This window comes from Nocardia puris (genome assembly GCF_003315035.1).
In the GTDB taxonomy this organism is placed as follows: domain Bacteria; phylum Actinomycetota; class Actinomycetes; order Mycobacteriales; family Mycobacteriaceae; genus Nocardia; species Nocardia puris.
In genome coordinates this window covers 96,382-118,669 of sequence record NZ_QNRE01000008.1, presented here as the reverse complement: position 1 = coordinate 118,669, position 22,288 = coordinate 96,382, and the positions used below count along the sequence as shown (strand labels likewise).

15 protein-coding genes are annotated in these 22,288 nt (G+C 67.6%); 3 read left to right on the top strand and 12 right to left on the bottom strand.

All coding sequences use genetic code 11. The features are described 5' to 3' along the window. The first annotated feature begins 10 nt into the window (after positions 1–10). Together eccCa and DFR74_RS20650 are read left to right on the top strand one after the other, a co-directional pair. Positions 11–4,054 carry a type VII secretion protein EccCa gene (eccCa, locus tag DFR74_RS20655; RefSeq protein WP_067507324.1) on the top strand — a complete coding sequence of 1,348 codons (4,044 nt, stop codon included), beginning with the start codon at positions 11–13 and terminating at the stop codon, positions 4,052–4,054. Next, on the top strand, positions 4,054–5,505 hold the full coding sequence (locus DFR74_RS20650; RefSeq protein ID WP_067507321.1) for a type VII secretion-associated protein: 1,452 nt from the start codon (positions 4,054–4,056) through the stop codon (positions 5,503–5,505). The genes eccCa and DFR74_RS20650 overlap by 1 nt, the downstream gene beginning before the upstream one ends. A gap of 797 nt (positions 5,506–6,302) precedes the next feature. Here DFR74_RS20650 and DFR74_RS20645 read toward each other — a convergent pair. The 11 genes from DFR74_RS20645 to DFR74_RS20595 form a co-directional block, all read right to left on the bottom strand. Further along, complete coding sequence (locus DFR74_RS20645) at positions 6,303–6,593, bottom strand: WXG100 family type VII secretion target (RefSeq protein WP_067507318.1); 291 nt, start codon at positions 6,591–6,593, stop codon at positions 6,303–6,305. Between the two features lie 33 nt (positions 6,594–6,626). Then, on the bottom strand, positions 6,627–6,956 hold the full coding sequence (locus tag DFR74_RS20640; RefSeq protein ID WP_084537478.1) for a WXG100 family type VII secretion target: 330 nt from the start codon (positions 6,954–6,956) through the stop codon (positions 6,627–6,629). A 346-nt stretch (positions 6,957–7,302) separates the two neighbouring features. After that, positions 7,303–8,955: a serine/threonine-protein kinase gene (locus DFR74_RS20635; protein ID WP_067507312.1), complete on the bottom strand. Its 1,653-nt coding sequence runs from the start codon at positions 8,953–8,955 to the stop codon at positions 7,303–7,305. Positions 8,956–9,064: 109 nt separating this feature from the next. Next, on the bottom strand, positions 9,065–10,294 hold the full coding sequence (locus DFR74_RS20630; RefSeq protein ID WP_232331702.1) for a DUF7373 family lipoprotein: 1,230 nt from the start codon (positions 10,292–10,294) through the stop codon (positions 9,065–9,067). A gap of 86 nt (positions 10,295–10,380) precedes the next feature. Next, on the bottom strand, positions 10,381–11,583 hold the full coding sequence (locus DFR74_RS20625; protein ID WP_067507306.1) for a DUF7373 family lipoprotein: 1,203 nt from the start codon (positions 11,581–11,583) through the stop codon (positions 10,381–10,383). 10 nt (positions 11,584–11,593) lie between these two features. Beyond that, positions 11,594–12,799 (bottom strand): DUF7373 family lipoprotein, encoded by a 1,206-nt coding sequence (locus DFR74_RS20620; protein WP_067507303.1) that lies wholly within the window; start codon positions 12,797–12,799, stop codon positions 11,594–11,596. Between the two features lie 286 nt (positions 12,800–13,085). Then, positions 13,086–14,279 (bottom strand): DUF7373 family lipoprotein, encoded by a 1,194-nt coding sequence (locus DFR74_RS35490; protein WP_147265863.1) that lies wholly within the window; start codon positions 14,277–14,279, stop codon positions 13,086–13,088. Between the two features lie 5 nt (positions 14,280–14,284). Then, positions 14,285–15,460, bottom strand: coding sequence for a DUF7373 family lipoprotein (locus DFR74_RS20610; protein WP_232331701.1), 1,176 nt, complete (start codon positions 15,458–15,460; stop codon positions 14,285–14,287). Positions 15,461–15,656: 196 nt separating this feature from the next. Then, positions 15,657–16,844: a DUF7373 family lipoprotein gene (locus tag DFR74_RS20605; protein ID WP_067507295.1), complete on the bottom strand. Its 1,188-nt coding sequence runs from the start codon at positions 16,842–16,844 to the stop codon at positions 15,657–15,659. Positions 16,845–16,846: 2 nt separating this feature from the next. Beyond that, complete coding sequence (locus tag DFR74_RS20600; protein ID WP_067507292.1) at positions 16,847–18,088, bottom strand: DUF7373 family lipoprotein; 1,242 nt, start codon at positions 18,086–18,088, stop codon at positions 16,847–16,849. Between the two features lie 71 nt (positions 18,089–18,159). Then, on the bottom strand, positions 18,160–19,398 hold the full coding sequence (locus DFR74_RS20595) for a DUF7373 family lipoprotein (RefSeq protein ID WP_228790604.1): 1,239 nt from the start codon (positions 19,396–19,398) through the stop codon (positions 18,160–18,162). A 108-nt stretch (positions 19,399–19,506) separates the two neighbouring features. On the opposite strand from DFR74_RS20595, the gene DFR74_RS20590 reads away from it, so the two are divergent. After that, a complete protein-coding gene (locus DFR74_RS20590; RefSeq protein ID WP_067507286.1) occupies positions 19,507–20,814 on the top strand; it encodes an FHA domain-containing protein in 1,308 nt (435 codons plus the stop codon). Positions 20,815–20,818: 4 nt separating this feature from the next. Here DFR74_RS20590 and DFR74_RS20585 read toward each other — a convergent pair whose 3' ends face one another. Further along, the gene (locus DFR74_RS20585; protein WP_407675227.1) at positions 20,819–22,183 is read right to left on the bottom strand and encodes a neutral zinc metallopeptidase; all 1,365 of its coding nucleotides are present in this window, start codon (positions 22,181–22,183) and stop codon (positions 20,819–20,821) included. Positions 22,184–22,288: the final 105 nt, after the last annotated feature.

The window sequence follows — 22,288 nt, the reverse complement described above, 5'->3', positions numbered from 1 at the left end:
ATCTCATCCGATGAGCACTGTCCGGTTCCAGCGTCGTGCGCGTCGTGAGATGCCACGCACGCCCGGCGGCGAGGTGACGCTGCAGCCGCCACCCGAGATCCCCCGGGTCACACCGGGCAACCTGCTCATGAAGATGATGCCGGTCGTCATGATCGTGGCGATGGTCGGCATGATGGCGCTGCTGTTCACCCAGGGTAGCGGCATCGCGTCCAACCCCATGATGATGATGTTCCCGGTCATGATGCTGTTCTCCATGGTCGGCATGTTCGCGGGCCAGGGCGGGGGCAAGGGCCAGAAGGCCGCCGAGGCCAACGAGGACCGCAAGGACTACCTGCGTTATCTGGACCAGGTCCGCAAAGACGTCGACGAGACCGCCAAACAGCAGCGCGCCTCGGTGGAGTGGAGCCACCCCGAGCCCGGTCTGATCTGGATGCTCGCGGGCACCAGCCGCATGTGGGAGCGCCGCGCGGGGGACAAGGACTTCTGCCACGCCCGCATCGGCATCGGCGGCCAGCGCCTGGCCACCCGGCTGGTCGCCCCCGAGACCGGCCCGGTCGAGGAGCTCGAGCCGATCGCGGCGGTGTCGCTGCGCCGCTTCGTGCGCGCCCACTCCACCGTGCCCGACCTGCCGACGGCCATCGCCGTGAAGGGCTTCGCGACCATCGCGCTCGACGGCGACCGCGAGCAGGCGCGCGACATGGTGCGCGCGATGTTGTTGCAGCTGTGCATGTTCCAGGGGCCTGACCAGGTGCTGGTGGCCGTCGTCGCCGGGCCCGACACGGCCCGCGAGTGGGAGTGGACCAAGTGGCTCCCGCACACCCAGCATCCCGACGCCCAGGACGGCATCGGCTCGCAGCGCATGTTCTACGGCTCCATCCGGGAGGCGATGGCGGGCCTGCAGCCGCTGCTGGCCAACCGCGTCCGCTACTCCCGCAACCAGCCCGCCAACGCGAACCTGGTGCAGCTCGTCATCGTCGTCGACGGCGGCCTGCTCGAGGCCGAGGACGACCAGCTGCGCGAATCGGGCTACGAGGGCGTCACCCTCATCGACCTGTGCGGGTACGCGCCGCGCCTGGCGGTGTCGCGCGGTATCAAGATGGTGATCGAGAACGGCGAGTGCGTCGGCCGCGGCGCGACCGGCAACCAGGAGCGGTTCGCGACGATCGACCGGATCAGCGCCCAGCAGGCCCAGCAGGCCGCCCGCCGCCTCGCGCCCTACCGCGCCGCCACCCAGCGCAGCAGCGATGTGGAAACCGATGACGCCGAGGTGATCTCGTCGTGGGCGCAGCTGATGAACCTCGGCGACATCGGCACCTTCAATCCGGAGAGCGCCTGGCGCCCGCGCTACGGCCGCGAGCGGCTGCGCGTCCCGTTCGGCCTGGACGCCGCGGGCCTGCCGATCGAACTCGACATCAAGGAAGCCGCCGAGAGCGGTATGGGCCCGCACGGCCTGTGCATCGGCGCCACCGGTTCCGGTAAGTCGGAGTTCCTGCGCACGCTGGTGCTCAGCCTGCTCGCCACCCATTCACCCGACCAGCTGAACCTGGTCCTCGTCGACTTCAAGGGTGGTGCGACCTTCCTCGGCCTGGACGGTGTGCCGCACGTCGCGGCCGTCATCACCAACCTGGAAGAGGAAGCCGACCTCGTCGACCGTATGAAGGACGCCCTGGCCGGTGAGATGAACCGCCGCCAGGAAGTGCTGCGCCAGGCGGGCAACTTCGCCAACGTCTCCGAATACGAGAAGGCGCGCGCCGCCGGCGCCGACCTGGACCCGCTGCCCGCGCTGTTCGTGGTGCTCGACGAGTTCTCCGAACTGCTCACCCAGCACCCCGACTTCGCCGAGCTGTTCGTCATGATCGGCCGCCTGGGCCGCTCGCTGCACGTGCACCTGCTGCTGGCCTCGCAGCGCCTGGAAGAGGGCAAGCTCAAGGGCCTGGAGAGCCACCTGTCCTACCGGATCGGCCTGAAGACGTTCTCCGCCAACGAATCTCGCCAGGTACTCGGCGTGCCCGACGCCTACAACCTGCCCAACAGCCCGGGTGGCGGCTACCTCAAGTCCGACTCCGGCGAGATCCGGCGCTTCCAGGCGTCCTATGTCTCCGGGCCCTACGTCGGCGGCGGTTCGCAGCGCGAGGTCACCCAGGCGGGCGTCGCGGGCGGCGAGATCGATGTGAAGGCACGGCCGTTCACCGCCCACCACGTGGATTTCCGTGCCATCGACCGGGTGCCGCTGCCCACGCAGTCCAACGCCCAGCCCGAGGAGCACCGCAACGAGGAGGGCGAGAAGATCTCCAACGTGGACATGCTCGTCTCCCGCATCCGGGGCCACGGCCGTCCCGCGCACGAGATCTGGCTGCCGCCGCTGGACGAGGCGTCCACGCTCGACCAGCTCATCCCGCGTTCCATCCTCACCGGCGAGTACTCGGCGGTCGCCACACTGCGCGCGCCGATCGGCATCGTCGACCGCCCCTACGACCAGCGGCGCGACCCGATGGTCGTCGACCTGTCCGGTTCACGCGGCAACGTGGCCGTGGTCGGTGGCCCGCAGTCCGGTAAGTCGACCGCGCTGCGCACCATGATCATGGCGCTGTCCATGACGCACACCGCCGAGCAGGTGCAGTTCTACTGCCTCGACTTCGGTGGTGGCACGCTCTCCAGCCTCCAGGGCCTGCCGCACGTCGGTTCGGTGGCCAGCCGTCTCGACGAGGACAAGGTGCGCCGCACGGTCGCCGAGATGACGACCATCGTGCGCCAGCGCGAGGCGCGGTTCCGCCAGCTCGGCATCGAGTCGATGGCCGAGTTCCGCCGTCTGCGCTCGATGGATCCCTCCAGCAGCCCCGCCGCCGCGGGCGCGCACGAGGACCCGTTCGGCGACGTGTTCCTGGTGATCGACGGTTTCGGCTCCATCCGCCAGGATTTCGATCCGCTGGAACAGCCCATCATGAACCTCGCCGTGCAGGGCCTCTCCTACGGCGTGCACGTGGTGATCGCGCTGGCCCGCTGGGCCGAGGCGCGACCGGCGCTCAAGGACCAGATCGGCACCCGCATCGAGCTGCGTCTCGGTGACCCGATGGACTCCGACCTGGGCCGCAAGTTCGCGGCGCTGGTGCCGATGGGCCGCCCCGGCCGCGGTATGACCCCGGACTGCCTGCACATGCTCACCGGTCTGCCCCGCATCGACGGCAGCTCGAACCCCGAGACGCTGGGCCAGGCCGTGGCCGACGCGGTCGCCACCATCGCCCGCCTCACCCCGGGCAGGCACGCGCCCGCCGCGCGCATGCTGCCGGAGATGCTGCCGCGCGAGCAGCTGCTGCAGATGGCGGGCAACTGGCCCTCGCAGCTCAACTCGGGCGTCAAGAATCTGCGAATCCCGATCGGTATCAACGAATCCGAGCTGGCGCCGGTCTACCTCGACTTCAACGAGAGCCCGCACTTCATCATCATCGGTGACACGGAGTCGGGTAAGACCACGCTGCTGCGGTCGATCATCGAGGGCATCGCCGCGGCGAACTCGCCGAACGAGGCGCGCTTCATCCTCGGAGACTACCGCCGCACGATGCTCGGCCTGGTGCCGGACGGGTATCTCGCCGGATACGGTTCCACATCGCCGCAGTTCACCCAGAACATGGCCGACTTGGCCGCCTACGTCGCCAAGCGCACGCCGGGCCCCGACGTGACGCCGCAGCAGTTGCGTGAGCGGTCGTGGTGGAGCGGTCCGGAGCTGTTCGTCATCGTCGACGACTACGACCTGGTCGCCACCTCCATGGGCAACCCGGTCTCGGCGCTGGTCGAGCACCTGCCGCACGCGCGCGACCTCGGCTTCCACGTCATCGTCGCCCGCCGCGCCGGTGGTGCCAGCCGCGCCATGTACGAGGCGAGCATGGCGCGTATGAAGGACCTCGGATCCGCGGGCCTGATCATGAGCTGCCCGAAGGACGAGGGCGTGCTGATGGGCACGGTCCGCCCGAGCCCGCTGCCCCCGGGCCGCGGCACGTTCATCACCCGCAACGCGCAGGAACTGATCCAGCTCGGCTGGATGCCGGCGGCCGAGTGATGCCCACCGTCGAACTGGTTCTGACGGAGGCGCGGATCTGGGCTCGCGGCCCCGCCACGCACTGGGACGCCCCGCCCTCGGTCGTGCTCGGCAGCAACGGGAATCTCGTTGTCGGCGAAGCACTGAACCCGGCCGCGCAGGTGAGTTCGGCCGCGCAATTCGTGCCCGCCGACCGGATCGCCCTGCTGCCCCGGGTGCCTTCGGTGGAGGAGTCGCTGACCGCCGTGATCGGGACGGCGCTGGACAACCTCGGTGTCACGGCGCCGTGTGAGCGCATCACGATCGTGTGCCCGACCGAATGGGGCGGGCAGCGCCGCGCCGTGGTCGCCGCGGCCGCACACCGGTTCGCCCACGATGTGGTGTTCGAGGACATGGCGGTGCGCGCCGTCGCCTCCGACGACGGCACCGTGCGCAGCAGGCGTACCGCGGTGCTGGAGTTCGGCGCCGTCGCCACCACCGCCTCCACCGTCACGCGCGACCACCAAGGCGTGCATCTGGAGGCGTGCGAGTACGAGCCGAACCTCGCGCTCGCCGAACTCGGCGTCGACAACCGCGCGTCCGAGGCGCTCGCCGCCCTGCTCGGCCGCTTGCTCGAGGGCGGGCCCGCGGATCTCGTGCAGTTGGTCGGGATGTCCGATCCGGCGAAGCTCGAGGAGATCCGCGCGGTGGTGCACCAGGTCTGCGGCGAGGAGACGGGCATCCGTCCCGTCGCCGGCCCGGACTTGGTGCGGGGTGCACAGGTGGAGCCCGAGTACCGGCCCACCGCCGCGCCCGCCCTGCCGTCGAACGAGTGGTTGCAGCCGCTGCGTGAGCGTGCCGCCGCGCAGTCGCCGCCGCGCCCCACCGCGAAGTATGCTCTCGCCGCCGCCGGCGCTGTCGCCGTGATCGCGGCGGTCGTGGTGGGCGGTGTGGTGGTGTTCGGCGGTTCCGACGATGATGCCACCGCCTCGGCACCCACGACGACGCAATCCGCCGCGCCGTCGGGAGCGGGGTCGCCTTCCACCGCACCGACGACCTCCGCGTCCGGGGCGGGGGAGGAAACCGTTGGCCGCGTGCGCTTCGAGGTCCCGGAGGGCTGGAAACTCGGCGCCCCCACCACGGCCCAAGCCACCCGTGTTGATCTCTCCCCGGTCGACGGCAGCCGGTTCCGCATGACGATCGTCCAGACCCCGGTCGCCGCCGACGCCGGCTACGCCCAGGTCGCCGCCAATCTCGAAGCCCAGATGCGGGAGCGGCCCGCCATGAGCGACCTGCGCCGGGATGTCGTCTTCGGTGGCCGCTCCGGCCTCGCCTACCTGGAACGTCCCGAGGGCGGCTCGATCGTGCAGTGGCACGTCATTGTCGAGCGCGGCATCCAGGTCAGCATCGGGTGCCAGTACGTCGGCAATACGTGGACCGAATTCCAGACCACCTGCGAAGAACTCGCGGCGACCGTTCAAGTGGTGCCGTGATCGTTTCGGTTCGGTGTCGGGCGTGAAGCACGCGCGATAGACGCTGCTGTTGCTCGGTGGTGGCGGACTCTGCTGCCCGGGGGGTACGTACGCTGCGGGCGCGCTGTAGGACGTCGGTGCCGATGGTGAGAGCGGACGCCGCGCTGGAGATCGGTCCGGTGAGCAGTTGCGGTGACAGCGGGCCGATCAGGTAGACAGGGCGGGCGTGCGGGTCGTCGCAGCATCTCCGTCGGGCGGTTGCGGCGATCGCGTCGTTTCGGCGATTCGCCGAATTCGGGTGGTCGGTACGTATTCGGGGTTCCGGTGCCGAAAGCTGTTGTGCCGCTGACGATCTCTCCGGTTGCTCGAGGCGCGACCTCCGCGTTGGGGCTTTCTCCCGGGTAGCTCAGCTACCCCGACGCGGTGCTGTCGGTCGGCGTGCCACGGCTCGGACCTTTTGTACGGGTACTCGGACCTTTGTACGGGGAGATGCGTAATCGGTGGTGACAGGTTCAACGGCGTCGACGTCAGCGAGTGCGCCGCAGGGCAACCGCGTAATCGCCCCTGGCCGGAGCGACTCTCGGCGCACAGCTACGACGAGAAACCTCACCGGAGTGGTACGACCCACTCGTACTCGGCCGGGCAGTTGCTGCTCACCGAGATTTCCGGCCGGCCAGCCGGTTTGGCGCCGTCTCGCACGTCTGCGCACTGAGCAGTCGGCGCATAGCTCAGTGGGGGCACGGTTCTCTCGATCCACCCCTGGAAACAGTTCGGGCCCCGGCTGAAACAGCCGGGGCCCGAACTGGTGAGCGTGGACCTCAGAAGAGGTTGGCGAGCGCCTTGTCGGTGCCCTGCAGCTCCGCGTTGCCGGTGCTGACCAGCGAACCGGCACCCGAGAGGGTGGCCTGCAGCTGCTGGACGTGCTGGTCCCACTGGTGCTGGAACGCGGTGAACGCGTCGTTCGCATCACCTTGCTGGGTTCCGACGAACTCCTTCACCTTGGCGTGGAAGGCGTTCAGCTCGTCGCGGATCCCCTCGGCGCGCTTGATGATCGCCTGGGCACCGGCTTCGACGCCCTCAAAATTGGCTGAGATATTCCGTTCCGACATTTATGTACTCCTTGTCGTGAGGTGCGAGCGGTATCAGACGGCGGGCAGGTCGAGGCTGGAGACCTGGGCCTGCACCTTGGCGGCGTGGTCCTGGTCCTGGTCGTTGAACGAGCCGCTCATCTTCAGGAGCTTGTCGGCAGTCTCCATCAGCTTGTCGTTCATCTTGTCGGCCTGGAAGTAGTACCGCTCCATGAAGGCGTTGAACGCGTCACGCGCGGCGCCTTGCCAGTTGGCGCCGTTGGTGACGGCGTCCTCGTCGGCCTTCAGCGTCCGGATGGCGATCATCAGGCTGTCGTGCTGCTCCCGGAACTCCTTCGCCTTGACGCTGAGTGCCGCTGTATCGGTATTTACTCCATTGCTCATCGCGGTTGCTCCTGCTCTGATCAAGGTCAGCGGCTCTTGTCAGCTGACCGGTTCATAAGGTTGGACGTCACGCCGGTCGGATCGGTTCCATCGAATTTCGGAAAGTTTCGCTGGCCCCGTGCGTCGCGCTCACTCATCCGAGGTCTGAGCGTCCGTCGGCACCGAGGACGCTTGGATGTGACCCCCCGAGACCTGAGACCGCGGCGGCGTCGCATTGGTCATCGCCAGCTCCGTGCTCCCCTCCTTCCCCCTGCTCGCTGCCACTGACTGGCGAGTTGGGGCTGGCTGGCAACACCCTACCGAATTAGGTGGCGGTCGCGCCAGCAGTCAATCCGCGCTACCACGCCTACTGGGTGACGACTTTCGCGATGACCGGGACCATAGTGTCGATCAACACACGCTCGGACTGGTCGGTCCACACCTGGAACGCCTGCACGGTGGACAACTCATCGATGACGACGATCTTCGCCTTGCTGTTCAGGATCGTCCTCGGCAATCCGCCGAGTCCGCCGTTGCCCGCCGCGCTGTCGGTGCGGAACACGAGCACGACATCCGTCTCGACGTCGGCCGAATAGGAATTGGCCGACAACTGCCGCGGTGATTTCTCCTCGCCGACCGCCTTGAACTCGGTGTTGTAGGTGAATCCGATGTTCTGCAGGAACTTCGACTGGTCGCTCGGCGTGAGCACCACCGACAGCGTGCCGTTGCCGAAGTTGAACGCCGTCAGCGTCTTTCCGTCGAACTGGGGATTGTCCGCACGGACCTGGGCGAGATCGGCGCCGCCGCCTCCACTGTCGCCGGAGGGACGGGTGAGGAAGAAGGTGCCCGCGGCGACCGCCGTCACCACCACCAGGCCGACGATCGCCGGAATCAGCAGTTTGCGCCGCTTGGAACGGCCGGTGTCACGGCCGTTGCGGGCGGTCTCGACGGTGCTCTGATCCGGGGGCGCGCCGAAACCCAGCGCCGACGTGCGCGGCTCGGTGGGGTAGGACGTGACCTGGTGACGGGGATCGGTCCCGTATCCGCCGGACATCTGATGCGTTGGACCGGTGGTGTATCCGCTGTGCGTCTGATGCCGTGAATCGGTCGTGTACCCGCCCTGCGTCGGGTGGCGCGGATCGGTCATGTGCGCGGGACCGGGTGCGTGGAACTGCGCGCCGTACAGCACCGCCTGGGCGTCCTGGACGAACTCGCGGCACGAGTTGTAGCGGTCGGCGGGATCCTTGGCGAGGACCTTCTCCAGCACGCCGTCCAGCGCGGGCGGCAGCCCGGCGCGCGCGGCGCTGAGCTTGGGCGGCGGCTCGTGCAGGTGACCCATCATGACCACGGCGGGCATGGTCGAGGGGTAGGGATTCTGGTCGGTCAGCAGCCGGTAGAACGAGCAGCCGAGGCTGTAGAGATCGGAGCGGTGGTCGAGCCGCTCGCCCATCAGCTGCTCCGGCGACGCGTAGGCCACCGTCGCCATGAAATTGCCTGTGGCGGTGAGGTCTTGGCCGTCCTCCGACGACTTCGCGACGCCGAAATCGGTGAGCAGCACCCGCTCCTCGTCGCCTTCGTCGGGCGCCGAGAGCAGGAAGTTCGCCGGCTTCACATCGCGATGCAGCAGCCCGCGGCGGTGCGCGTAGTCCAAACCCTTGCCGACCTCGGCGATGATCCGCAGCGCGCGCTGCGGGGTCATGACCGACGGACCCTTCTTCGCCTCCTTGGAGGCGTCGGTGCCGTCGATGTACTGCATGGCGATCCAGAGCTTGCCGTCCTCCTCACCGCGGTTGTAGACGGTGACGATATTGGGATGGTCCAGCCCAGCCGCCAGATTCGCCTCGCGTTCGAACCGCGCGCGGAACTCGTCGTCGGTGGACAACTCGGCGCTGAGGACCTTCAGAGCGTCGCGGCGCGGGAGAATGGGGTTCTGCGCGAGGTAGACCGTGCCCATACCGCCGGCGCCCAAAACCTGGATAACCCGGTACCCACCCACGATTGCGCCGGGCCGCAACGCCATTCGGTCCTCCTTACGATGTCGAACGCCCGGCGAACGAGCCTTCCGGTGAAATCTAGCAAGCTGCCGTGTCGTATTCGACCCGGCCGCGTGATCGCACCGGGCCGCGCGACTACGGTCTGGTCAGCAGCGCGTACTGCGCCGACGTCTTCTGGTGCAGGTCCTGCAGCTGTTTGCTGGCCAGCTGGACCGCGTACCGGTCCACCTGGAACGTGCAGATATGCATCTGCAGGATGGGCTCGCCTTCGGAGGGCTGGAAGTAGTCCGCGAAGCAGTAGACGTTCTCCCCGAGCCCGGTCGGCGAGTCGACCATACGCCGGACGTCGGTCTCCTTCAGATTCTCCCGCCACCGTTCCCACAGGGTTTCGGCCCCGTCGCCTGTCTCGGACCGGAACACCACGGCGTCGCCGAAGGAGATGAGATCGATCTTGTGGTCGCGCAGGATGGTGAGATCCTCGGAGTCCGACTCCATCAGCGTCAGCGCCGCCCGCCCGGTGTAGTAGCCGTCCGGGTCGGCGCGCAGCGGTGACTCCACGTTGCTCGGAATCGTGCGCGCGACCATGCCCTCGGGGTCCAGTGGGACGCGAGACAGTTCCTCGGCCGGCGTCGGCTCGAACTCGTCGAGCAGCGGGACCTGGACATCGAGCATGCGCTCGACCTGGGAGGTGAGGGCGGGCAGGTCGGGCGGTGCGGTGTCGTCGACGACCTTGATGAAGATGACGTACCGGTCGTGCACGGTCCACGAGCCGATCGAGGACACGGTAGGCCGCCAGTGTGCGGTGGTGCCGGGATGCTTGGTGATCTGCACCGAGACGTTGTCCGGGTTGTAGGTGAAGTCGTCGTGCTCGAGCGTCGGCCCGACTTCGGCGGCCGTCTCGGCGTCGGGGAACATCAGCACCGCGAGGTTCATGGTGCGCCGCGGCGCGTCCACCGGGCCGCCGGTCGACCACGAGTTCACCCAGCCTGCCACCAAGTCCTCGGCGACCTCGTCGAACGTGTCGTTGATGACGAGGGTGCCCAGCGCCTTCTGATTGAGGACGACGTGTGGCCTGATGTGCCAAGCGTCCTCGACATAGCTGGGGTCGGCCTCGAAGGGCAGCGCCACGTAGTCGCCGAGGCGCTGGGATTCCCGGGTCCGCGCCTCCCGGTCGTTCTTCGCGTTGCCGATCTCGCGAGGCTCGGTCGGGTAGTTGCCGACGTCGAGCGTCGACACGTCGGTCGACACACGGACCGGAGATCCGGGGACTTCCGATCCGCACGCGCCGACGGCGGCCACCAGCAGGCCGGCCGTCACCGCGGCGACCGCGATCCTTCCGGGATAGGACTTCACTGGTTTCGGCACGGCCACCCCTGTTGTTTCGCTGTGTTCTCGCGGGATCCTACGTCGCGGGCGTGGATTCGCTCTGGGTTCACGATGGACCTCGCCGCTCATCGGTCGTGCGCCAGCAGCTTGTACTGGGCGGCGGCCTTCTGATGGACCTCCTGCAGGTTGATGCCCTGCACGATGGCGACATATCGGTCATAGGCCAAAAAGCACGTCGGGGGAGTGGTAGTCCAGCTCCCTTTGGGGTCCGACATGTCGAAGCACTCGACCCCCGGCATGTCCCGCGGGCTGTCGGCCTCCTTGTATCCGTCGGCTCGCATGGCGGTGAGCGCGGCGATGAGCCGTACGGTGCTGGCGGCGTCGCGGGTGCGATAGACCCGAGCGCCGTCGGAGGCCACCAGATCCACGCCCGCGTCGGCGAAGGCGCCCTTGGCGAGCGCGGGTGATTTCTCGGAGTGCAGCGCGGCCTGGTCGGTCGCGATCACCTCGGTGCTGTGACCGTGGCCGGGCCGGTCGCGCTCGGCGGTCGGCAACGTGCGGGACAGCATGCCGTCGATATCGACCGGCAGCGACGCGAGTTGGTCGACCGGCGTCGGTTCGTACGACTTCAACATCTCGATCTGCTTCGTGAACGCGTTCTTCGCGATCTCCGCGAGCGCGGTCGGATCGGCGGGCTCGGTGACCGGGTCCTGGAGATGTACACCGAGCAGCATCTCGCCGTGTGGCAGCCAGACGTCGAGGTAGCGCTTCTCGTGCGACCACCTCGTCACCGCACCGGGAAACCCGTCGATGGGAACGGGGACCCCGGGATAGACCTTCTGCTGTTCGTCGGCGAGTCCGCGCGCCGCGGTCTCCGCTTGCGCGGCGGTGCCGAAGCGCAGGTTGTAGGTCTGAATCTCCTTGCCGAGCAGCGGGGTCGACCGCCGTTCGCCGTTGGCTTCCCACCCCGCGATGAACCCCTCGGCGAACTGCCCGAACTCGAACTCTTCCGGGACCGAGAACAATGTCGGCGCGGAGGTGGGCGTGTTCCTGCGGTCGTATCGGGAGTACCTCCGCTGGTAAGTGAGCCTCGGATCGATGTCGACGGCGACCGGCGTGACGGCGCCGATGCGCATCGCCTCGAGGAAGTAGCCGGAGTCGTCTCGCCTGGTCGCCTCGACGTCGCGGGGTTCGGTCGGGAAGTTGCCGGAATCCAGGGCGGCGATATCGATCGTCGGGGTCGCCGGTCCGTCGTCGCCGGAATCGCCGCAGGCGGTGAGCGTGGTCGCGGTGATCAGCGCGATGCACAGGGTGCGTCCGAATCGCATGGGTGCGTCCTCACTCACTCTTGGCCAGGATCGCGTATTGGGCCGCGGCTCGCTGGTACAGGACTTCGCCGACCCGGCCGCTCATATTGGCCTTCGCCAGCACGACGGCAACGTAGCGACCGAAGACGACCGTGCAGAACGCGTCATAGAGGCGGCTGGTCATCATGGTGTCGAGCTTGAGGCAGCGTGCGTCGGGCAGTCCGGGGGGAACGGGCAGCTCTTCGTCGTTCTTGCCCGCCTGCATCAGTGCCGTCTGCACTTGGAACGCGCCTTGCAGATCGCGTGCGCGATAGACGATGCCCGCCCGCCGGGCCACCAGGTCGACGCCGGCCTCGTCGAACGCCTTACTCATCTCGGCGGGATTGCGCTCGTAGTGCAGATGCCCCTGCGGGCTGTACACGCCGAAATCGTCGTCGCCGATGAACGGGTCGCTGTAGTCGGGGGCTTCGGGCAGCGCACGCCACATGATGCTGTCGGGGTCCAGCGGCAGGTCGAGGACGTCGTCCAGCGGCGTCGGCGTGGTCTCGTCCAGCCGCGCCTTCTGGCGTTCGATCGTGGTGCCGACGAAGGTGGCGAGCGCGTCGCGGTCCGGGGTCGGGAGGCCCGCGTTGACCATGATCACGTACGGACCGTGCGCGACGAAGCCGATGGCGGTGATGTCGTCGCGCGAGGACACTTTGGCGTCGGACTGCGACGGGATCGGTATGGGATGGCGGTCCCGTGGTTCGTTCGTGACCTGATCGAATTGCTCTGCGGCTCTGCGGCTCTCGGCGTCGGTGGGGAAGCGCAGCACCGAGATGATCAGCTTCTTCAGCTCGCGCAACTTGCCGTTCGTGCGTGAGGAGTACACGCCGAGCAGCAGGTTGTTCTCATTGGCGGCCGCCTTATAGGTCTCGGGGAAGGTCGTTTCGCTCACGATCGAGTCGCCGTTGACGAACAGATCGACCGGCCCCGCGTCGGAGATCTCCGGATCGATCTCCGTCTGCGCGACGAGATAGCCGAGCAGCCTGCGCGCCTCGACCATCCGCAGCTCGTTGATCATGGTGATATCGGGGTCGTACGCACTCGGCTCGGGCGTGTACGCCCCGGTCTTGAGTGCCGCCACATCCACGGGCGCGAGCCCCGGCTGCGGGGTGCCCGCGATCGTCGACGCACAGCCGACGGATAACGCCGCGGTGGCCGCGATCAGGCCGGTGAGTACCGGTCGGAACCTCACTTGTCGCCCTTTCCGGAACGGCCGTCCACGTGCGAACCGCGCACCACCAGGTCAGCGTGCGTCATCCCTGCCCCCGTCCCTCCGATTGCTTCCGCCGGATGATAGTCGACGGACCGGGTGGTTCCGATAGCGTCAGGTCCGGGGCCGCAGCGCGGGCACGCTCCATGACAGCAGCGCGGTGTCTGGTCCAACGGTCTTTCTGACAGGTTCCTTTCGCCCGCGCCGCTCGATCGGCGGGAGCGGATCTGACCGAGGCCGCGACCACCGTCCGCCAGCCCACGCATTTTCACGATCCCCACTCGAGTATCTTGTACTGAGCAGCTGTCACCTGGTGCACTTGCTGTGTATTGGAACCCGAGATGTACGCGACGTATCGGTCGCTTATCAGGTAGCAGTGCGTTGGATAGCTCACCACATCCATGGCGTTCAAATCTTTGCGTTCGAAACAGCGCACGCCCGGCATGTTCGGCGGGCTGTCGATTGTCCGGTATTTCTCCGGCGCCCGCGCGATCAGCGCAGCGACGAGACGTTCGGCGCTGGGCGTATCACGAGTGCGGATCAGTGTCGTACCGGAAACGCTAACCAAGTCGACACCTGCATCGGCATATGCCGCTTTACTCAACAGCGGATAGTTGTCCGAATGCAGCCAAGCTTGCCTGGTGAGAACCATCGACGGGTCGGGGCCGTCTCCCGCGTTGGACTCCTCCATCGGGAGGGTGCGCGCCAGCATGCCTTCGGTGTCGCCGGGCAGCGACGCGAGTTGATCGACAGGCGTAGGGGAGAAGTTCCGCAGACCCTCCACCATCTTCACCAGGGCCTTCTGGGTCAACTCGAGCAACGCGGACATCTGTGGTGGATCGTTGACCGGTTCCTCCACGCGGACTCTGAGCAGATAGATGTCATGGACCAGCAGACTGTCGAGACTTTTTCCGGTTGGTGACCATGTCGCACGGGCCTGGGGGTGCTCGGGAATCGTGGCCTGCTCGCCGGGTGCTTCGCGGTCGAGAACGTCGGCGAAGCGCGGCGCCGCGGCCCGTGCCTGGTCAGGAGATTCGAATCGAAACGTCTGCATCTCCAAAGTTCTCCCCACGCCTCCCATGCGTCGTGTTCCATGGGACTGCCAGCCGGCTACGAAACCGGGCGCCAGTGTGGCGAACGCTTCTGGCGTATTGGGGGCTATCATGCCGGTCGGGAAGCGTGTAGGTGTCACACGGCGATCGATGTAGGCGCCGGTTCGGTAGGAAAAAATGGCATCGATATCGGCCGCGATAGGCAAGACCGCCCCGAGCCGTGCCGCCTCCTGAAGCTGTCCGGATTTGTCGAGATTCATCGTCGAGATGTCGCGCGGCTGCGTGGGATAATTGCCCGAGTTCAGCGTCGCGACATCATACTCGTACGGGCTCGAAACTTCCTGACCGCCGCAACCGGCGATCAACGCCGCGGAGGCGACGGTGGCCAGGGCTATGCAGTGAATTCGCATAGTCGTTACTCGCTTCTCGCCAGGATCGCGTACTGTGCCGCAGCCCGTTCGTATAGGTTCGCGGTGGAGCGGGAATAGTACGGCAGAGCCCAATAAACCACTGCTACGTAACGTCCGAACACTACGGCACACGTAGTGTTGTACGAGCGGGCGGGGTCCAATTCCTCGAGAAGGAGACACCGCACATCGGGTAGTCCGGGTGGCGGCGGGAGTTCCTCATCGTTCTGTTCCGCCTTCATCAGTGCGGACTGCAGCGCGAACGAGGCCTCCAGGTCGCGGGTGCGGTAGACGACGCCACCCCGTCGGGCCACGAGATCGACTCCGGCTTCATCGAACGCCTGTTTTGCCGCTGCAGGGTTGCGTTCGAAATGCAATTGAGCGGACGGGGCGAGGGCGCCGAAGTCCCTATCCCCCTTGAACGGGTCGCTGTAGTCCTTGTAGTCGCTGGCGGGAGGCAATGCGCGTCGGAGAATGCCGTCCGGGTCGATCGGTGAGTCGAGGATCTCGTCCAGCGGGATTATTTCCAATTCGTCGATCCGGGGTATCTGCAGTGAAAGTGTTTTGCGGAGCACCTCCGCGAGAGCGGCTTGATCCGGTTGCGGTATACCGGCATTGACCATGATCACGTACGGGCCGTGGGCGATGAACGAGATTGCCGTGATGTCATCGGCGGAACTCGTCAGCGCGGTGGGGTAGCCATCGATCGGGATGACATGTCGTCCCGGTTCGTCATTGGTGATCTGGTCGAAGTCGACGGCTGCCTTCCGGCTCAGCTCTTCCGTCGGGAACCGCAGCACGGAGATGATCAGTTTCTTGCGGCTACGCAGACTGTCGTTGATGCGTGAGACGTATACCCCCGAGAGCAGTCTATTGTCGACCGAGGCGCGTTCATATTTTGGCGGAAAGGTATCCTCCTGGATCATCACCCCGGGACTCTCGAAAACCTCGATTGTCCCCAGTTCATCAATTTCAGGGTCGACTTCATACGAGTGCACCAGTTTGGCGAGGATGCGATAGGCGTCCAGTCTGCGGATCAGGGGGATCGAATAATCCGGGTCGTACGCGGTGGGCTCGGGCGTGAACACGCCTGTCGCCAGTGATTCGATGTCCACCGGAGTCAAGCCAGGCGACGGATTGCCCGCGATCGTGGACGCGCAGCCCACACACGTGGCCGCTGTCACGGCGATCAGAGTGGTCGATAGCCCACGGAACCTCATGCTTCCCCCTGTTCGAAACGTCCGGCCGGCTCGGCGCAGGGCAATCCCAGTCCGGCGCGCGTCGTTCTCCACCCAGCCCCGGCCGTGTTCTCGCCGGATACTACTCGACGGATCGGGTGGACCCAGTACGGCCGAACCCCGGCGGACCAGCGGTGACTCATCATTTCTCGGCCAGGAGCAAATACTGGGCGGACAGTCGCTGGTGCAGGTCCTGCGGCTGGGTCGACACCACCGCCGCGACGTAGCGGCCCACCGGCAGGAAGCACAGGCGGTCGACGATCGGGCGTGGGGCCGTCGGCGTGCCCTCGTCACCCTTCACGCATTTGGCGCCGGGAAAACCGGGTGGGCTCGCGTCGGGGGTCATCTCGGTCTCGGCGGTGACGAGGAAGGCGGCCAGGCGTTCCGCGGCCGCCGCGTCCGATGCGCGGAAGAGGGTGGAGCCGCTGATCGCGACGTAGTCGACGCCGGCGTCCTGGTAGGCGCGGGCGGCGAGGTCGGGGCGCGCTTCCAGGTGCAAGTACACCTGGACCGGGTAGACGCCGCTGTAGTCGTCGTAGGTGCCGGCGCGTTCGGGTGCCAAGGTTCGGACCAGCAGTCCGTCGACGTCGGACGGGACGGTCGAGAGCTGATCCGCCGGCGTCGGCTGATACGCGGCGAGACGTTCGACTTGGGCGTCGAACACCTTCTTGGCGAAGTCGAGCAGTGGCACGTGGTCGGGCGGGGTGGCGAGACTGTTCGACACGTAGACGTACAGCAGATACTCGTTGTGCGGCGTCCAGGACTGGACGGCGTCGTACTGGCTGTGGAAGGTGCGCCCCGCCGGGAACCCGGGGATGTCGAGCTCCCCCTTCGGCGGATATTGCCTGTTCTCCTCCGCGGAGATGACGTCGGCAGCGTGTTCGGCTTGGGCGGCGGTCTGGAACCGCATCACCCAGGACGAGGCCGACAGACCCGGCGTCATTCCCTCGCGCTGCGAGCCACCGGTCCGCCAGCCCGCGACGAGCCCCGGCACCCGTTCGTTGAAGGTTTCGACATCGCCGATCCTGGGTGGACGCTCGGCCGAAATGTGCTTGGCGGACGACGAACTGGCGCCGTGGATCATTCGCGGGTCGATATCGAACATCAGCGGCACGTGCTCTCCGAGCCGCACAGATTCCTGGAGGGAGCCGGTGGCCGCGGTGCGCTGCCCTTCGATATCGCGCGGTGTGGTGGGGTAGTTGCCCGGATCGAGCTGGGCGGTGTCGACGGCGGCGGCGATGGCGGGATCGTCGCCGTCACCGCAGGCGGTGGTGACGGCGATCAACGCGGCGATCGCGGCGTAGGCGAGTTTGCGCGGGCGGTTCGTCATGGTCACTCGCTCCTCGCCAGCATCGAATACTGCGCGGCCGCACGCTGATGCAGCGAGGGATCGAACCCGAACCCCTGAGTATTGGCGAACACCACCGCCACGTAGCGGCCGTAGACCAGGACGCACCGGAACTTGGTGTCGCGGATCGGATCGCGCAGTTCGCTGCCCAGGCAGCGCGCGTCGGTGATGCCGGGTGGGTTGTCTACCTCTTCGTCGTCCTTGCCCGGTTGGGACAGGAACGTGTGCAGGCGAAACGCCGCCTCCGCGTCGCGGGCCCGGTAGAGACGGGCGTCGTGCTGGCCGACGAGGTCGACGCCGGTCTCCTCGAAGATCTGCTTCGCACCCGGCCCGTCGTGCTCGAAGTGGATCTGCTGCGCGGGGCCGTACACGCCCACGAGTTCCTCATAGCTGGTGGCGTATTCGCTCGGCCCGGGCGGCAGGACGCGCCGCATGTAGCCCTCCGGATCCTGGGGCAGGTCCAGGATCTCGTCGATCGGCGTCGGCGGGTTGGCGTCCAGGCGCTCGAATTGGAGGTCGATCAGCTTGCGGAACTGGCCGGTGAGCGCGTCGATATCGGGCCGCGCCATGGTCACCATCGTGACGACGGCGTAGGACCCGCGGCCGGCGAAGACGTAGCCCTTCTGGTCGTTGGCGGTGACGACGGTGAGACCGTCGTGACCGGGCAGCGGCACCTGGCGCAGCCCGGGGACGCGTTCGCCGAGCGCGGTGGCGAACTCGGCGGAGGCGGTGCGCGCGTACGCCTCCGAGGGGAACCGCATCACCGTGTGAACCATGTTCTTCAGTTCCCGCACGGACCCGTTCGATCGAGTCGTCGCCGCGCCGGCGATCAGATAGTTGCGTTCGGCGACCGGCAGGAACTCGCTCGGCAGCACCCCGAACGGCGGATCGCTGAACACCGAGCTGCGCGCCTCGAGGAGCTGCGTGGCTTCGAGGTTCGTCAGATTGGGGTCGACCTCGAACGGCGCGACGAGAAAGCCCAGCATGCGGCGGGATTCGATGCGGAAGACCTCGGCCTTGGAGTCGTATTCCGGTTCGTAGTCCACCGCCTCGGTCGCGTACGGACCCACGTTCAGCGACTCCAGGTCGACCGGTGTCGCACCGGGCACCGCGTGCCCGCCGACCGTCGACGCGCACGCCGCCAGTATCGGTACGACGACGGTGGCTGTCAGCTCCACCTTCAGTTGTCGCCACGTGCGCGCACGGGCGATGACAGACTTCGCCAACGGATTCCCCCACCCCTCGGACGTTCAGACCGCTCAGTGTCCCGACATCGTAGCCCGCCGCGCCGACAGGGTCAGAGGCTGTTGGCCAGCAGGGCGTACTGGGCGGCGACCTTCTGGCGCACGTCGGGCTCCTTGTCACTGGTCACCAGGCCGACGTACCGCTTGTAGGGCACGTAGCAGCGGTACTTGTACTCGCGTTCCGGATCGCCGGAGCTGTTGAGCTGCAAGCATTTCGCACCGGGCACGTCGTTGGGGGCCGGGTGCGGGTCGAAGAGGTCGGAGACCGATTCGATCAGCCCGTCCAGGAGTTTCACGGCGGCCTCGGCGTCGCGGGCGCGCGTGACGGAGCTGGCCTCGGCCACGGCGATCTTGTCGGTGCCGGTCTCCTCGATCAGGCGCGCGACTGCGGCTTCGTCGTCGGCCGCGTGGATGGCCTGGTACGCGTCGAAGATCGCGAAGGCCCGCGCGTCGGGTTCGAGATCGGAACGGTCGTCGACGACGACGCGCGCCAGCAGGTTTTCCGGGTCGACCTTCAGCGTATCGAGCCTGTCGGCCGGAGTCGGCTGGAAGCGGTCGAGCGCGGGGACCTGGGCGTCGAAAGTCTTGTCGGCCCAGGTGACCAGATCGTCGCTGTCGGCCCTCGGGCGCTGGACGTACAGCGAGATCACGAACTCGCGGTGCGCGAGGAACGCGCCCACGCTGGCGACACCGGGACGCCAGTGCAGGTAGGCGTCGGGATACTCGGTGGAGCCGAGCCTGCGGTTGTCGGGGGAGACGCCCATATCGGCGTCCTCGAGTTCGCGGGCGGCGAGCTTGGCGGTGGCCTCGTCGCGGAAGCGCAGCACCACCGTGGTGATGGCGGTGGTGTCGGTGGCCGGGCGGGTCTGGCCCGGCGGGTCGGCCTTGTCGGCGCCGCTGGCCGCGAACCCGACGATCATGTCGTGGTTGTCCAGCACCGGTTTGGACACGTTGGCCAGGAACTTCAGCGCTTCCTCGCTGTCGGCGACCACGGTGCTGCCTCGGCCGTAGACCAGCGAGGGGTCGATCTGGATGGTGGGCACCACGGCCTCGCTCATCCGCATGCCCTCGAGCAGCGCGCCCGCGCCGCCGGATTCCTGGTCGTAGCGGTGCCGGTCGACCGGGTACGGCCCCACCTCGAGCGTTCTGACATCCGGTTCGCCCGGCAGCGCGGTTCCCGCCACACTGCTGCAACCGGCCAGTACGCCCGCCGTCACGATCGTTGCCACCACGATCGCCCACCGCTGCCTGCGAACCATGACGAGCCCCTCGTTCCTCCCGTATGTGCTCATGAAGTTACCGGACGAACGCCGCACACAGCGACCCTTGCCGACGCGATTGCAATACGCTGGGAGCATGGCGACGACCACGAACCGCACGCTCGGCGGAGGCCGATACCGGTGAAAGATCGGCAGGTCGAGGTCGTCGCGGGAAACCATGCGGTCGCCAGGGTGGCGGGTGCGGTGCTGGTGGTCGCGCACCGCGGGCCGGGCGAGCCGACGGCGGACTCGACGGCCTCGCTGGCGCTGGAGTCGCTGGCTGAACTGGTCGCCGAGGCCGCGCACCTGCACCCGGAGGGGCCCGGCGCGCAGGTCGCGCGGCAGGCCACCCGCTGGCTAATGAAGCACGCCGAGCAGATAAGTCCCGGCGTGCCCATCGATTTCGGCATCCTCTCCGCGGCCGAGAACGGCGGGGTGGCGATCTTCCTGCACGGCGCGGTCACGGCCGTGCTGGCCGGCGACAACGGCGACCAGCGCTACCGGGGCAGCGACGCCGCGTTCACCGTCGACCGGGTCGCGGCGGCGCCCGCGCGCGGGGTGGCGCTGTTCATCGATGACGAGAAGGGCCGCATCCCGGAGGTGCCCCGCGCGCGCGGAATCGGTTGGCTGGTCGAAGGAATCGCGCGGGCCGGCGGCGCCGTCCTCTGGACCGACGGCGCCCGCGCGCACCGCCCGGTCGCGTCACCCGCGCAAGAGTCCGGCCCGCCCGTGCCGACGGCGCGCATCGACGCCGAACCCCGACGCGAATCCGACTCCCGCGAGCCGCGGCGCGCGCCCGAACCGGGCCCGCACCACGCCGCGACGCAGGCGTCGACCTCGATGATGGACCAGGTCGGCGAGGATTCCGACCCGCAGTTGGCGCAGACCATGATCGGCGGCACGAACCCCGCGCCGGAACCCGACCCGGACCTGCAACGGCGCCTCGAGGCGACCGCCAAGGCGACCGCGCTCACCGTCAAGGTGATGGGATTCAAGTGCGCGCGTGCGCATCCCAGCGATCCGCGGTCGGCGTTCTGCACGGTCTGCGGCATGCCGGTCGACCAGACGCAGTCGCTGATCGAGGTGATCCGCCCGCCGCTGGGCATGCTGGTGCTCGACGACGGCATGACCTACATGCTGGCCGCCGACGCCGTGATCGGCCGCGATCCGGAGCATTCCGAGGCGGCCCAGCGCGGCCTGGTGCCGCTCAAGGTGGACGACACCTCCGGCGGCATGTCCCGGGCGCACGCCGAGATCCGCCTGGTCAACTGGGACGTCACCTTGGTCGACCGCGGTTCGACCAACGGCACCCGCAGCAGGCTGCCCGGCTACCGCGACTGGGTGCGCCTGCACCCGAACCAGCCGATGACGCTGGTGCCCGGCACCGAGATCATGATCGGCAACCGGGTGCTGCGGTTCGAACCGGCCGCCCCGCCCCCGTTCGGCTGAGCGGTTACGAATACCGCGACATGCAGGTGTTCTCGCCGTACAGGACGCCGGCGCGGAACGCGTCGACGCGGGCGAATCCACTCGGCACCGTCTGGCCCTCCACGTCGCTGGCGGCCAGGCCGTCGGTGAGCAGGCCCGAGACCGCCTCGTCGAGATCGCCCGCGGCCAGGGTGATGTCGCCCTGGTCGGCGCCCCGGTTCGGGTCGGCGAGTTTGCCGGTCACCACGCCCGCCAGGCAGGCGGCGCGCAGCCCGGTCTTGGGGCCGACCAGCGACTGGCCGTGGTTCTGCTGCACGGCCAGCGTGTAGCGGGAGATGAAGACGACGTAGCCGTTGTAGTCGCCGGAAACCTTGAGCGGCAACGGATTGTCGTCGTCCACGTCGGCGGTGCCGCGCTCGGCCAGCTTGGGGATGTCGGTGGCGATCAGGTTGCGCGCCGGGCAGTAGGAGACCGGCTCGGTGGTGACGCCGTCGGTGCAGGTGATGGTCGCGCCGTTGTACTCGTAGGTCGGGCTGTTCCGCACCGGCAGGATCGCCGCCAGCGCCTTGGTCAGTTCGAGCAGACTGGCCTTGTCGATCTCGTATTCACCGCTCTGCCCGCCGAGGGTCTGCGGGAGATTGCCGCGGCGCTGGTTGATCTCGTCGATATCGATGCCCTTGCACGCCTTGGGTCCGTCGGTGAAACCGATCTGTACCGCGGTCACCCGCTCGAACGCGGACCCGTGCACGCTCTCCGGATCGTCGGGATCGGAGTCGCGGATCGCGACGGTGGCGGCGAGCACGTTGTTCAGGCCGTCGGAGGTGTTGATGGTGAAGTGCTTCGACTTGCCTTCGGCGACATGGCGGATGAACGCGCCCGCGAAGCAGTCGGCCTGCTGCTCCTTGACGATCACCGGGTCCTTCGGCTTGACGATCTCCGCCTGATTCTGGATGGCGTGGCCGTACTCGTGGGCCAGCACCATCACCACGGCCATGTTGCCGAAGGCCTCCTCCATGGTGGGCAGCAACACCGCGCGGTCCCAGCCGATCGAATCGTCCAGGCGGCAGTAGGCGGCGTTGACCAGACGGTAGGTGGTCTCCTTGCAGAACTCGGGGGCCTCGGCGCGCGGATCCTTCGCGCTCCACGAGATCAGCTTCTCGACCGGTTCGAACTCGCCCTCGAACTCCTTGCCGTACTCGGTGCTCCAGTAGGTCTGGATGTCCTCGACGGCGTTGAGCGCCAGTTGATCGACCTCCCCGCCGTCGCCGTTGATCGCGGTGAGGGTGCTGTCCTCGACATTGGGCCGGGGCCCGCTCGGTCCGCTGGTGGTGGGCAGCCCGGCCACCTTGAACGGGTCGTCGTAGACGGAGACGGCGCGGCCGTCGACCATCCTCGTGCACCCGGTCAGCGCGATGGCGCACAGTAGGGCTGTGATCACAGCGGTCGCTTGGAGTTTCGGCAAAGCTCCCCCTCGTCGGCCGGTATAAAGTTCACA